12 protein-coding genes and 2 pseudogenes are annotated in these 12,876 nt (G+C 41.8%); 4 read left to right on the forward strand and 10 right to left on the reverse strand.

The window, feature by feature from the left end; genetic code table 11:
• Nucleotides 1-91: 91 nt before the first annotated feature.
• The gene (locus ACZ1GZ_RS01605; RefSeq protein ID WP_472666678.1) at nucleotides 92-1,660 is read right to left on the reverse strand and encodes a sensor histidine kinase; all 1,569 of its coding nucleotides are present in this window, start codon (nucleotides 1,658-1,660) and stop codon (nucleotides 92-94) included.
• Nucleotides 1,661-1,713: 53 nt separating this feature from the next.
• Between ACZ1GZ_RS01605 and ACZ1GZ_RS01610 the strand changes: the two genes are divergently transcribed.
• Together ACZ1GZ_RS01610 and ACZ1GZ_RS01615 are read left to right on the forward strand one after the other, a co-directional pair.
• Nucleotides 1,714-2,325, forward strand: coding sequence for a response regulator (locus ACZ1GZ_RS01610; protein ID WP_472666679.1), 612 nt, complete (start codon nucleotides 1,714-1,716; stop codon nucleotides 2,323-2,325).
• A 102-nt stretch (nucleotides 2,326-2,427) separates the two neighbouring features.
• Nucleotides 2,428-2,835: a hypothetical protein gene (locus ACZ1GZ_RS01615; RefSeq protein ID WP_472666680.1), complete on the forward strand. Its 408-nt coding sequence runs from the start codon at nucleotides 2,428-2,430 to the stop codon at nucleotides 2,833-2,835.
• 293 nt (nucleotides 2,836-3,128) lie between these two features.
• On the opposite strand, the gene ACZ1GZ_RS01620 is transcribed toward ACZ1GZ_RS01615, so the two are convergent.
• The 3 genes from ACZ1GZ_RS01620 to ACZ1GZ_RS01630 all read right to left on the reverse strand — a co-directional run bounded on the left by ACZ1GZ_RS01620 (nucleotide 3,129) and on the right by ACZ1GZ_RS01630 (nucleotide 4,595).
• Nucleotides 3,129-3,617, reverse strand: coding sequence for a hypothetical protein (locus ACZ1GZ_RS01620; RefSeq protein ID WP_472666681.1), 489 nt, complete (start codon nucleotides 3,615-3,617; stop codon nucleotides 3,129-3,131).
• Nucleotides 3,618-3,738: 121 nt separating this feature from the next.
• Complete coding sequence (locus tag ACZ1GZ_RS01625) at nucleotides 3,739-4,113, reverse strand: helix-turn-helix domain-containing protein (protein ID WP_472666682.1); 375 nt, start codon at nucleotides 4,111-4,113, stop codon at nucleotides 3,739-3,741.
• Between the two features lie 227 nt (nucleotides 4,114-4,340).
• On the reverse strand, nucleotides 4,341-4,595 hold the full coding sequence (locus ACZ1GZ_RS01630; RefSeq protein ID WP_472666683.1) for a hypothetical protein: 255 nt from the start codon (nucleotides 4,593-4,595) through the stop codon (nucleotides 4,341-4,343).
• A gap of 143 nt (nucleotides 4,596-4,738) precedes the next feature.
• Here ACZ1GZ_RS01630 and ACZ1GZ_RS01635 point away from each other — a divergent pair, with 143 nt between their 5' ends.
• Nucleotides 4,739-5,080 carry a helix-turn-helix domain-containing protein gene (locus tag ACZ1GZ_RS01635; protein WP_472666684.1) on the forward strand — a complete coding sequence of 114 codons (342 nt, stop codon included), beginning with the start codon at nucleotides 4,739-4,741 and terminating at the stop codon, nucleotides 5,078-5,080.
• Nucleotides 5,081-5,248: 168 nt separating this feature from the next.
• Here ACZ1GZ_RS01635 and ACZ1GZ_RS01640 read toward each other — a convergent pair.
• Nucleotides 5,249-5,386: pseudogene (locus ACZ1GZ_RS01640) on the reverse strand (oxidoreductase C-terminal domain-containing protein); the annotation flags it as partial.
• Nucleotides 5,387-5,473: 87 nt separating this feature from the next.
• Nucleotides 5,474-5,716 (reverse strand): FAD-dependent oxidoreductase, encoded by a 243-nt coding sequence (locus ACZ1GZ_RS01645; RefSeq protein ID WP_472668211.1) that lies wholly within the window; start codon nucleotides 5,714-5,716, stop codon nucleotides 5,474-5,476.
• 236 nt (nucleotides 5,717-5,952) lie between these two features.
• Here ACZ1GZ_RS01645 and ACZ1GZ_RS01650 point away from each other — a divergent pair, with 236 nt between their 5' ends.
• Entirely contained in the window at nucleotides 5,953-6,384 is a 432-nt protein-coding gene (locus tag ACZ1GZ_RS01650; RefSeq protein WP_472666685.1) for a helix-turn-helix domain-containing protein, read from the forward strand.
• A 203-nt stretch (nucleotides 6,385-6,587) separates the two neighbouring features.
• Here ACZ1GZ_RS01650 and ACZ1GZ_RS01655 read toward each other — a convergent pair whose 3' ends face one another.
• The 4 genes and pseudogenes from ACZ1GZ_RS01655 to ACZ1GZ_RS01670 all read right to left on the reverse strand — a co-directional run bounded on the left by ACZ1GZ_RS01655 (nucleotide 6,588) and on the right by ACZ1GZ_RS01670 (nucleotide 12,690).
• Entirely contained in the window at nucleotides 6,588-7,487 is a 900-nt protein-coding gene (locus ACZ1GZ_RS01655; RefSeq protein ID WP_472666686.1) for an ABC transporter permease subunit, read from the reverse strand.
• Nucleotides 7,480-8,486, reverse strand: a pseudogene (locus ACZ1GZ_RS01660) (ABC transporter permease). The gene ACZ1GZ_RS01655 and the pseudogene ACZ1GZ_RS01660 overlap by 8 nt, the downstream one beginning before the upstream one ends.
• Nucleotides 8,487-8,601: 115 nt before the next feature.
• On the reverse strand, nucleotides 8,602-9,129 hold the full coding sequence (locus ACZ1GZ_RS01665) for an invasion associated locus B family protein (protein WP_472666687.1): 528 nt from the start codon (nucleotides 9,127-9,129) through the stop codon (nucleotides 8,602-8,604).
• A gap of 183 nt (nucleotides 9,130-9,312) precedes the next feature.
• Entirely contained in the window at nucleotides 9,313-12,690 is a 3,378-nt protein-coding gene (locus ACZ1GZ_RS01670) for an autotransporter domain-containing protein (protein WP_472666688.1), read from the reverse strand.
• Nucleotides 12,691-12,876 lie beyond the last annotated feature (186 nt).

A 12,876-nucleotide genomic window follows, 5' to 3' on the forward strand; every position in this document is an offset into this window, starting at 1 on the left:
ACTCAAATGAGGTAGGAAAAAAACTTTCGGCACCGAAAAAATAAAAAAACTTTCGGCGCCGAAAGTTTTTCTCAATCGGTGTTTTATGGGCTCAGAAACGCAGTTTTGCGGTATTGAGATCAAAGCAAAATTCAATATTGAGCAGCTTGGTTATTTGACGGACAATCTCCAAGCCAAATCCTGCTTCCCCTGATGGATCATCATCGCTTGTTACTTGGTCATTGACGATAATGGTGATCTTTCCATCTATATGTTCTGCGCTCAACCGAACAACATCCTCATGCTTACTAAGACGAATAGAATTTTGAATTAGGTTGGCTATGGCTTCTAAAACAAGATGCTCATCAGAAACCAATTTCAAATCCGTGGTTTGGATATTAAGTTTGATATCTTTGTTGGTTCTTTCAAACGCGAACATCTGATCGATTTTATCAAACACAGATTGGATGGCGAATGTCTCATTGACGGGCTTTACTTTACCAGCTTCACGTTTTGCATAATCCAAAATACGCTGTGTTATATTCAAAGCTGTTTGGCCCATTAGCACAGCTTGTTCGAGTGGGGCTTTCAGTTTCTCTTGGCTATTACCGGCTTCCAGACCGTGAAGCATATGATTGAGCGCATAAAGCGGTTGGCGAACATCATGACCAATAGAACGAACGAGATGCTTTTGAAACTGAAAGGCCTTTTGCAGTTGATCCGTGCGTTGCGCTACAAGTGCCTCTAATTCTTCTTCATGGAGCCGAATGGCAGCAATGGCTCTGTTGCGGTCTGATATGGCCCCACCAATCATGAGACAAACAAAACCACTGATCAAAAGAAGAAACTGTAATGATATGCGTTCGCCTTCAAACCCGAATAATGTTGCCACAGGGGGTGTCAGCAATGCTGTTATTCCAATTGCGGTTGCGGCTTCTGGAATGCCGCCGCGAACTGCAAAGACAATAGGTGGCAAGACAACGACAAACCAGAGTGATTGAAGAGTAGGATAATCTTCAGACAGGCCGAACGCCACATACATGGCAATCAGAATAGTTACCACTTGCATCAGCAGCTTGTTGGCGGTTGGAAAATAATAGGTCTTTTGCTCTTGAGATTTGAATAGTGACAGAAGAATGGGAACGAGCAGCGGCGGGACAATGATGGCCGCGATACCATCCCCAATCATCCAAGGCAGAACTATATCTTTGGCTAAATCCCAATCAAAACTACCCATAGCCACATGAAGTGACACGCCACTTGTTGCGCCTAAAACCGCCGCAATCAGAGTGACGATGATCACTTTCAACTGGTCTGGAAGATTGTAAACAGGGAACTGGATCCTGAAAGTAAATCTCAGGATTAGTCCTGCACCTGCATAAACGACAAATAACCTTGTGCCATGAAACAGATGATCAGGCACACTCGTATATTCAACATCCAATAGGGAAGAAACAAATGGAACAGCTAGCAGCCAGTTTGCTATTAATGGTGCTAGGACAAATCGTAAAGGAACGGCTATTGCAATTGATAATGTAATCCCCGCAGGCAAATACCAAAGACTGGAATAGGTCCCGAGGAAACTGAACAGGCTGGCACTTTTAAAAGCAGCGAGCCAAAGAACAACGAGACCCAAAAAGACAGGAGCATCAAATTTTTTATATTGAAATATATGCATCATTGCGCGAAGTTACTTTCAAACACACGCTTTAATCAACCAAAGAATTTTACACCATGAAACGCGTTCTATTTGTCGATGATCACATTATGATCGGTCAATCACTGGCTTACCTTATGCAGGAAATAGATGATGAGATAGATGTTCATGCAGTTGATTCAGTGGAACATGCACTAAATGAGATGAAGGATGGACATCCATATGATCTCATCCTGCTTGATTATGATATGCCAGTGATCAATGGCTTGCAGGGTCTTAAGTTGATCAAGCAATCCAATCCAGATCAAATGGTGGCCATGATATCAGGATTGTCCGACACCTATCTTGTACGCAATGCTCTGCGAAACGGCGCTATGGGTTGGATCCATAAATCCATCTCAGGCAAATCATTGGCTCAAGCTATTCATCTGATTTGCGATGGTGTGGAATTTATCCCAAGTGATATTAGACATGCCTTGAAAGAACATTCAGAAAAATGGGCAGATATATCGGAAAAAGAATATGATATTGCAGAGCTGATGTGTGAAGGACATTCCGATAAAGTCATTGCAGATATGCTTGATCTGTCCCCACATACGATCCGAACGCATGTCAAATCGATCTATAAGAAAACGAACGTCGATAACAGAACCAAGTTTGCATTGAAGTTCAGAGAACTTGAAGCTTGATATCAACCCAATCATGATCAGCCTCACTCCATAAAAAATACTTCTTTTCTGAACGATATTTGTTGCTCATTTATCTGTCTCCATCAAACCAAGGAGATAAAGATGAGTGAAATAATTGCACTTAAACAGGCGAATATAGACCGACATATTGAGATCAGCTTTCAACGGGAAATCATCCACCAATTGGATGGCGCTGATGAAGATCCAAAGCTGGCAACAGGCGGCGGTGATGATGTGTCGTTTCTGGCTAATTTGCATCGACACAATGTGCACTTCTTTGTTCGAGTGAATGTCCTTCACGCAGATCGGGAGATTGAATTCTTCCAGTTAAAACGTTTTTGCCAATCTGTGTTTCCAGGTGACACACATAATGTGGGTTCATCAAGCATGGAACAGCTTGCAGAAAAGCTATTGTTGAAATTGATCCAGCGTCATCCCAATCGAGATTGGGAAGTGCGTGTTCTTGAGGATAATGAAAATGGCGCTGTGGTGCGCTATGAGGATAGCTGAATCCAATTTCAGCTTATTCATATACATAGAAGCTGCCAAACGCATGTAGCAGCTTCTATAGGGGTCTTAGGGTAAATAGCGGCGGTTTGATTTTAGTAAGTTGAATGTTGCTGTGACTTAACTCACCTAACCCCATATGATCCAAACGCTGGCAGCAAAGATAACCAGTGCGCTTGTGCTAATCATGCTGCCGGTTCTGAAATGAAAGATCATAAAACGCGTGATGAAACCAATGGATTTAAATGCAAGCACGAAAACACACGTGCTTGCGATAAAGATAAGCGCCATTCCCATTAGCTGGACTTTGCAGATTTGGAAGCTGATGGCTGCACGGCGGGTTTCATGTTTTTGCCAAATGGCTTGCGCTCTGAGATGATCTTCTCAAGCTGCGCATCAAGTTCACCTGCAATCACTGCTGCTCGGATAGTTTCTAATGTTCCTGCAAGCTGCTCAATACCGCCGACTTCAATGGATGTATGTTTGTCATCCAATGGAATAATCTTGTTGCCATCCTTTAGTGTAATCATTAATGCACCATGAGCATTGGCCCACCACCATTTTTTTACAGCTCGGCTTTGCGTAATCTGTTCCCGCTCACCCGTTTCTTTATTGGTCACCCAGCGTTTAACGTCCGTTGTATGTTCCAGCCCTTCGCTTGCTGCTTCAGCCGCAACTATTTGCTGATCCAGCTTCTGCATCAGCTTGATACGTTTACGGGCTAATGGTGTCAGTGGCTGATTAGGTGTTGTGGTTGTCAGTGTAAGTTTGGAAAGATTGGACATATTGTGACCTCATATTATCGTTGAATATCTGTAGAGGTCACGACCATCTAAAGCCGTTCCATTCAAAGAGCGACCTTTCTTTTGAAAGAAACTAAGAAAGGTCATGGTAGGAGGAGAAAGATCAGCTCAATGGCTGTGATTTAGATATGACAAGAACAAGCTGTTTGATCTGTTTCTTGATCTTGGGATGATCAATTTTGTCCAATGCTGCTGCCACGTCCAGAGCAGCTTGGCTATAAGATAGGATTGATGAAGCTTCTTTCTGATGGCAACAGCCTTCAAAGAAACTGGCCACGCCAATCTCGAAAAATTGTGAAATCTCAAATAACTTACTGGCAGATATACGATTAGCACCCTTTTCGTATTTTTGAACTTGCTGAAACGTCAGCCCTAACACCTCCGCCAGTTGCGTTTGTGAATATCCGCGTTGCTGTCTGAGGGTTCTAAGGTTTGCACCAACACGGATGTCCACTGGATGCGGTTCTTTAGATGTCATTCTATTTTCCTTTGATTGAATTAGCCCGGCAAACATTTGGGCAAGCACACCATGAAAAGCGATAAAAACTTCTTATGGGGAGACAAACCCCTGCCTCAGCAAACAAAACACGCGCAGCTCAATGAGGAAGGCGCGTGTCTCTGTCACTTCAAGGCATCACATAATGGAACGTCGTAAGAACCAGATGTGCCTTGGCGATATCTGAGATAAAACCTCAGAAGAAAATCTTATTGATTGGCTTTCCTTGCCAGCTGATACTCATCGTAGTTGGAATAATGAGAAACGAGCATATGTTGGACATCAGAACATCTTCGATAATTTGGAAATCCGAACTGCTTTGCATCTGCATCACATGCATTGAGTTCAGCATGAAGCCGATTAAGTGCTTCATCCGTTAGAACGTAATCAATCTCGTCATTATTTGCTTGGGACAATGTCACAGCAAACAAAATACCCAATACAACCAGTGCCAATAGTTTCATAATAATCTCCTTTGACCAAAGCTTCGCCGTTGGCAGAAATTCGGTTTTCCACCTCATATACGGCTTATAATATCTAATTGATAAATCGATAGCGTCTTAAAACATAATGGTCAAGCACTTTACACGGCTTTATAAATCAAGTTATGTCAGATCAATTGAAACAAAATATCGGTCTACGTGTGAAAACACTGAGAAACAAACGCGGGCTTACCCAAGCTCAGCTTGCAGAAGCTATTGATAAGACATTTGAAGCCATCTCTAATCTTGAGCGCGGTAAAACTGCACCCAACTTCTCAACACTCAATGATATAGCTAAAGCACTTGAAGTCCCCATGCGTGAGTTCTTCGAAGGCATTGACCCTCAGCTCGATCAAGATCGCCAAACCCTTTTCACCCAACTTAATCTAATTGCATCACAGATGGATGATGAGACACTTGAGCTGTTTCTTAAATTGGGTGAAGTCTTATTGAATGAGAAAAAGTAAGTATAGTTTTCTTCAGCTGACTGCTTCATATCTCAAGAGTAGTTTTTTAACATACAGCTCTTCCACGGCAGGGGACTTGGCTTAAGAGCCGGCCAGAACTTCATATCTTTCAATTATAGCGTTTAAATATTTTGAGAGAAGAATGGAAAATTGCACACCTAGCTACAATCAGCTTAAATACGATTTGAGCTCTACATTAATATCCACCACTTTCTCGGGGCAAATAGATTTTCCTTGCTCTATTAAACGTTTCCCATGCCCATAAGCGCTTGGATTATTAAGCGCATCGACAGGCAATAATTTATTGCCGCGATAATACTAAATGCTTTTTGAAGTGCCGTCATTTGCAACACGTGTAAACGCGCGATCATAGTTATTATTCAAACCCTCAATTTACAATTTCAAATCATATTGATCAGACCAAAACAAAATCTTTGATTCATAGGGTATGTTGTGTCGCATTATATTTTCTGCTTCATTCTTTGCCTGCGCAATCGCATTGCCAGCACTCTCCAATCTTATTTTCTCGCCATTAAAGAGAAAATTAGCACAATCTCCAGCAGTCCATATACTCGAGCCCGTCGTGCGCCCAAATTCATCAACAATAACGCCATTCCTAACTTCTAGGGATAGCATGATACTCAACAGAGAAAACTGAAATCTATGATAAGAGGATCAATCAAAACCGAAACTATAAAAAAGTTGGATCCTTGTTCATCAATTAATATTTCTCATAAATATAGCTTTCAGGACCTAACCAGCCACATTCAATGATAACAGCAGCTGATAAATATTGTAAATTTATACAACTTGCGGCGATGGAATTCGCCTATCTATACTCCGTATGTGAAATGAATATTCGGATTATTTAAATGGTCAGTAAAAACCCAGCCTTCTTAAAAACACCAAACCCAATTGATGTTCATGTAGGCAGGCGTATCAAACTGAGAAGAAATATGCTTAAAGTCAGTCAAGAAAAACTGGGTGATGCCTTAAATGTTACCTTCCAGCAAATACAAAAATACGAGAATGGTAAAAACCGAGTAAGCGCCAGTAAACTTCAGGTGATTGCAGATGTACTCCAAGTCAAAATAGATTTCTTTTTTAAAGATGCCCCCAAAACAAGCGATAAATTATTGGTGGAAGACACAGCTATTGGAGGGGCTGAAAAAGACTACCTTATGTTCATGGCAAGCAAGCAAGGTGTTCAACTTGTGCAAGCATTTGTAAAAATAGATAATCCAAAAATTAGAGACAAGACTCTACAATTCGTAAAAGTGATTTCTGAATCATACAAAAAGTAGTTTCAGTTTTGGTCGACCACTATAAAATAATTAATTTAACAGAAATCAGAACAGCATAATTTTATACGAGTTAAATTGAAGAAGTATCGCATAAATAAATGTCTGTGCGATATAAACAAATCAAGTTGTAATCTAAAAGCCCAAAAAGATAGAAAATATTATTTTGGAGCTAGAAGATATTTTCCTTTTCATATCTTTTGTAATTATTTTGGATCAAAAACTTCTTTCAATCCATCCGTCAAAAGATTTATGGCAATTACAGTTAAAATAAGTACACTGCATGGTGCCCAAATGACCCATGGTGCTATGAAAATGAACTCTCTAGATTCTGAAAGAATAGTCCCCCACTCCGGCGTAGGGGGTGCAACTCCCATTCCTAAAAATCCGATAGCTGCAATATCAATAATTGCAGCTGAAAAAGATAGCGAAGATTGCACCACTAGGGGAGCAAAACAGTTTGGCAATACAACCAAAAACATCAACCTTATGTGGCTAGCCCCAATAGATCGAGAAGCTATAAAATAGCCTTTTACTTTTTCTCTTATGGCCAATGCACGCGCAATCTTGATAAAGTGTGGCACAAGGGCGGCGGCTATAGCAATAGTGATGCTTGCTAAGCTCGGAGTAAAAATGGTCAGTAATACCAGTACAAGTAACAAACCAGGGAGTGCGAGGTATAAATCAGTAACACGCATTATCATAGCATCAATAAAGCCACCAATATATCCTGACACAATACCTACAGTAGTACCAACGAACATAGAAAGTAAGACAGCAAAAAAACCGATAGCGAATGAATATCTCGCACCATATATGAGGCGAGATAGTATGTCTCGCCCCAATCCATCAGTTCCTAATATAAAACGCCAGTCACCATTTTTTTGCCATGCAGGAGCAGTAAGGAAATCTGAACGAAATTGTTCAACGGGCGAGTGAGGTGCAACGAAATCAGCCAAAACTGCGATAAGCACGTTAAAAACAACGACAATCAATCCTAAAACCGCAAGCCTATTTTGAAAAAACTTGTTCTTTTTTGACTCGTCAAAGTCTAACGATTGCGATTTTTTGATACTAGGCTGAGGCTTCAACATATTATCAGCCATACCGTATGCGTGGATCAATTGCATGATACATTAGATCAACAATCAAATTTACAAACACCACAATCAAAATTATTAAGATCAAACCACCCTGAATAGCTGGGTAATCACGACGTGAAATTGATTCAACAATCCATGTACCAATTCCTGGCCAAGAAAATAATGTTTCAGTTAAAATTGCTCCGCTCAGCAAGGTTGCAATTTGCAAACCACCAGTTGCTAGAATTGGAGCCATAGCATTCTTTAAAGCATGTCTTAATATGATTTTAAATTCTGACAGCCCGTAAGCTCTCGCGGTTCTTATATAATCCTCTTTCATTACCTCGAGTATCGCTGACCTCGTGTGACGCACCAGCAACGTAAAAGGTATCGTGCTTAAAACTAGTGATGGCAAAAATAAGTGGTGTAAAGCTGATATAAACGCCCCTTTTTCATTAGAAATAAAAGTATCAACAACCATAAAACCAGTTTTACAAGGTATGAAATACAGTGAGGATATTCGGCCTGAAACTGGAAACCAATTCAGTGTGCTAGCAAACAATATAACAAGCAATAACCCTGATACGAAAACTGGCACAGAGTAGCCAACAAACGTGATGGCCATAAATAAATTATCAAACCAGCGTTGATATCTCATTGCTGATAAGATCCCGATTGGTAATCCAAACATAACCGCTAGGATCAACGCAAAAAAAGTCAACTCTATCGTTGCAGGTAAATAACTCATGAATTCACCAAGGACAGACCCCTTGGTCACAAGCGAATAACCAAAATCTCCTTGTATTATTGAAGTTAGATAATCAAAATATTGGGAGAATAATGAGCGATTAAATCCAAATTGTTCAACTAGTTCTGCATAACGTGTCGGCGTCGTACTTCTTTCGCCTGACATTAATAACACTGGATCTCCAGGTAGAACTCGTATGAAAAAAATGCTGCAATACTCGCCCCAAATACTGTGAGGAGGATCAAACCCAAACGCTGCAGTAGGAAACCTATCATGATTGCACATTTCACTGAGATGGAGACTTAAACGTCACCATTTTAACATATAACGACATTTCGCCAAACTCAGCAGCAATGTAGGTCTATTTTCTTAATCAAAAAAGAGATTCAATTATCCCTTCAGAGCAATAATCCGATTATGTGCACTTGAAAAACCATCGAGTGATAGCTCAATTTGTAGCTGCGTACTTTCCATCGTCTTTAATGCAATAGAAACAATTGAACCTGCTCTAAAAGCATCAATCATTTTTGTGTTAAAACTCAATGGCGCAAGGCACCCTATTGGTAAACACGTCGAAAATGGAACTTTTGTTTGTACATCTCCTTCATCAATTGAGAGTAGTATCCCTTCCGATAACTTGATACCAAATGGCAAGACCATGGTGCCACTCAAAATAGACTGTTTCGTCATTGTCAGTTCAATTGCCATTACACGTTGCTTGTTTTCAGGATTGAATAACTGCTGACTCATCGCACAAAGTGTGATCTGCGTTTGACCTTTGCCACAGCTAACTGTCCAATTACCGTGAGTTTCATTCAAGGATGTCGCACCACCAGGAAGCGTTATCTGATTTATTCGATCTTGAGTCGATTGTGCCAGACTATTAGAAATAACTTTAGGAAAAACGAACATGGTCATGGTCACCGCCACAACTATAAACGCGAAAAACAGTTTCTTTATGACTGCCAATTTGGGGAGTGTTTTCAATGAACCATAAATCAAATTGCTTCTGACCTTCTTATATATATTTTTCTGGAAGGCCCTACACCATCGATAGTATAGGGCCATCTCATAAAAATATTAGTGATAAAGCTATAAGCTCTAAAACTTGACCGACAATCCGGCACGACCTGAATGAGATTGGCTGCCGCCTGATCCAATTTGACCTGAATAATCAAAGTTAAAGTTTGTAGTTTCATTCATCTGAACTTCGGATCCAAACTTGAGTACCAATGCATCCTGAGAAATGCTGGCCCCCTCAACATTGAACTGCTGACCACCAGAGAAGTTTGTAGCAGAGTTTGCACTTCTATCTCCAAATGCATGTTGCCAGCCAATCGTACCGCTAAATTTCGCAGCTTTACCATTATCCAAAACAGTTAAACGTTGAGCGCTAACACCGAGAACAGTAAACGTTGTCGATGTGTCCGTTGCAGCGTTACTTAACGCTGAACTTCCTCCGCTCTCGGTAAACCCATCAGTTTGATGCCGAATAGTTGCAATTTGTGCAAATGGTGTGAAGTTGCCATACACAGTTTCCAATTCTGTGCTCAACTTCGCAAATAGCTGAGCGGTTGATGCATCATAGTCACCAGCAATTGTTTCAGTTAAGCTTCCAAATGCAATGTTTCGGCTCGTCTTTATCGAATGAGAAGTATAGGAAGCACCAAGCGCAAGCCGCATATTTTCGACATTAAAAGCACCATAACCCCCAATGCCATAATCAGAACTCTTCGCAACACTATCGCGTGAGCTATCAATTGAAATCTCCGAGGCACCAAGCTGGACAGCTATACCACCTAGCCAGTTATCTTCAGATGTTTCCAAACCTGCAATAATGCCACCAGAACTTACATCAGCATCTGCCGCGTTGCTATTACTTCCAAGTGTTGATAGACCGCCATAAACATCAATCCAAGCTTGGTTGCCATCAAACTGCTTATCATCAAGACGTGATAGTGAAGCATCTCTTAGGTAACGACTATCATTGATAAATGCGCTTTTGGCAGATGCATGAATTTCACCTGACAAGGCATTAAATGCGGCTTGTGCTTGCGCAGTTGTAAGAGTTGCAAGCGATGTGAATACAGAATTATTTGATCCCAGAGCTTGTACTGCATTAGCAACATTCGTTTGATTCCCTGTCGTCGCAACAGAGTTGAAGTTTGCTGCCTGGACTAGCGTCAAGATAACGTTATTCGCCGAATAGCTTAACTCTCCATCGATAAAAGCAAAACTATCGGTAATAGACGCAAACGTACCAGTTACACCACCGTTAGCCGTGGCAATTGTATATGTCTGGCCAATTGTATAAGTTGAACCATCATCAGTGCCATTTTCAGGCGCAAGATTAACAACAGCTGTTGGATCAATGCTCAATGTTCCACCAACATTTAACAGATCAGTATTACCGGCACTGTCAATCTCAACAGCGTAGGTTGACCCTGCCCCCAAAGACGCATTACCTGAGATATTAATAGTCCCAATGGAATTGCCGGGTGCCAGTGTTCCGCCATTTCCGATAGAGATAGCGTTTAAAGTGCCCGCACCACCTAAAGTGCCACCATTCACATTGATCGCGGCTGCATTCGCAACAGTTGTATTTATATAAAGCGATCCACCATTGGCGTTAATGGTGCCCGTGAAACTGGACAAATCGCCTGTAACATTCGTCGTTCCTGCCGTATTATTTACAGTTAGATCACCATCCAGTTTTGTTGCGAAACTATAATTAGTATCGGTATGATTAAAGTTTAAAGTTGCCGTTCCCGCTCCCGCAGCAATCTGCGTAGCTGTTACTGTGCCAGCGCTTGTTGCTGCACTGCCGTCTGCTCCCCCAATATTTAAAGTGCCAATTGAACCTGCAGCAAATGCTATATTGATGTCGTCTGCAACCAATGCACCAGAATCACTCACAGATACTACGCCAGTACCTGAACGTGCAATACCAAGAATGCCAGAATGATTCCAAGCTGAATTTGTTCCAGATATAGTGACTGTGCCTGATGCATTGGCTTCAACCCCAACCTTAGCAAACGCTGTTGTTACCCCATCACCACTTGTGAATACAGCGCCATCTAAAATATTCAAGATGCCAGTGCCACGTCTACCTATACTCACAGGATCGAATCCAGGACTACCGACGGTACTAGTTGATAATTTTGTTGTTAAGGTGGCACCAGCTCCAGTTAGCGTAACTGTACCCTGAGATGATGTTGAAAACCGAGCAATATCCAGCCCTCCATCGGAAGTAACAACAGCTCCGTTACTAACCGTCAAGCTACCAGTTCCCACATCTCCCACAAGAATAGAAGCTGAAGATGTTACAAAATTAAATTGACTTCCAGCTCCATCAACAACGACAGTGCCATTTGAACCAGAACTCAGCCCAACAACAATCCCTCCGTTAGATGAAGCGACAGCCCCATTTTTTACATTTATAGTTCCAGTTCCGCTTCCACCCACAAAGATAGCGCCAGTTGAATTTAACTGAGAACCAGCTCCGTCAACTTCAATCAAACCAGTTGATCCTGCTGCATTACCGACATAAACAGTGCTTCCAAGTGTCGCCTTACCACCTGTTGAAATATTTAATGTGCCATCACCGGCACTGTTACCACCAACCTCAAAGTTGTTTGAAACCAACAATTCACCACTATTTTCAAGTTCAATAGCGCCAACTCCAAACTCACCAATCGTTAAAGAACCGTTGTGATCCCAAGTAGAATTTGTAGCACCGCTCGAGCCAGTAATAGTCATAAGGGCATTCGATCCAGCTTGTCTTCCCACAAACGCACGCGGGGTACTGGCTCCATTACCCCCACTATCAACGAGCGCACCATTGGAAATAGTCATTTGCGCTTGATTACTTGACGAACCAGCAATAGTGAACATGGTTGAAGAGTTATCATCGAGAACGAGAGAAGTACCCAGGCCATCCACCACAAGTGTGCCTTTGCTCGTCGCAGAATTCGCACCAACGTTTAAACCACCCATCACAACCGATGCCCCTGCATCAATTTGCGCTACACCTTCCCCGTTAAAGCCAATAAACAAATCCTGCCCGGAGCCTGCAATTGATGTATTCGCCCCAGAAACAGTTAATGTACCAATCGCGCCAGCGTTCTCACCAAGTAAGATGCTCCCAGTCGCATTAAACACAACCATGCCTGCTGCTTCATTTTGCAAAGTCAAAATACCGACATCACTTTTGCCAATTGTGGTGGTCGAGGAAGAGATGGTCCCGTCGGTTGAAACCAACGTACCAGAACCGGTCACACCTATTTCCAAACCACCTGCCGGCGTATACGGCGTACCGACATTTGTTGCACCAGGATTATTCGTATTGGCATCCGCACCCTGTGCAGATACATTACCACCATCGATCACTACTTGCGCATTTGCCTGCGGTGAAACTGGTAAAATTGCAATCGTTAGCGCCAGTAAGCTTACACCCCGCAAAAGGCTCGAATTGAACAAACATTTGCTTTCATCACGTCCAAGAAATTGACGTTTCTGATTATTTAGACCACATTGTTTCTGGTGATTTTCCAGGCTGGTACACATTAGCTTAATTCACTCGCTTTGCAATTGACATCAATAAACGAGCCACGTCGAAAAGACCGTTCCTATTAAAAAACAAGACTAACAAGGTGCCCTCGTATG

It is taken from the genome of Lentilitoribacter sp. JB5-8 (genome assembly GCF_055693385.1).

Coding starts and splice junctions, on each gene's coding strand:
- ACZ1GZ_RS01655 (WP_472666686.1), bottom strand. CDS start 7,487: ATGGCTGATAATATGTTGAAGCCTCAGCCTAGTATCAAAAAATCGCAA.
- ACZ1GZ_RS01645 (WP_472668211.1), bottom strand. CDS start 5,716: ATGCTATCCCTAGAAGTTAGGAATGGCGTTATTGTTGATGAATTTGGG.
- ACZ1GZ_RS01635 (WP_472666684.1), top strand. CDS start 4,739: ATGTCAGATCAATTGAAACAAAATATCGGTCTACGTGTGAAAACACTG.
- ACZ1GZ_RS01615 (WP_472666680.1), top strand. CDS start 2,428: ATGAGTGAAATAATTGCACTTAAACAGGCGAATATAGACCGACATATT.
- ACZ1GZ_RS01620 (WP_472666681.1), bottom strand. CDS start 3,617: ATGTCCAATCTTTCCAAACTTACACTGACAACCACAACACCTAATCAG.
- ACZ1GZ_RS01605 (WP_472666678.1), bottom strand. CDS start 1,660: ATGATGCATATATTTCAATATAAAAAATTTGATGCTCCTGTCTTTTTG.
- ACZ1GZ_RS01650 (WP_472666685.1), top strand. CDS start 5,953: ATGGTCAGTAAAAACCCAGCCTTCTTAAAAACACCAAACCCAATTGAT.
- ACZ1GZ_RS01665 (WP_472666687.1), bottom strand. CDS start 9,129: ATGACCATGTTCGTTTTTCCTAAAGTTATTTCTAATAGTCTGGCACAA.
- ACZ1GZ_RS01630 (WP_472666683.1), bottom strand. CDS start 4,595: ATGAAACTATTGGCACTGGTTGTATTGGGTATTTTGTTTGCTGTGACA.
- ACZ1GZ_RS01625 (WP_472666682.1), bottom strand. CDS start 4,113: ATGACATCTAAAGAACCGCATCCAGTGGACATCCGTGTTGGTGCAAAC.
- ACZ1GZ_RS01610 (WP_472666679.1), top strand. CDS start 1,714: ATGAAACGCGTTCTATTTGTCGATGATCACATTATGATCGGTCAATCA.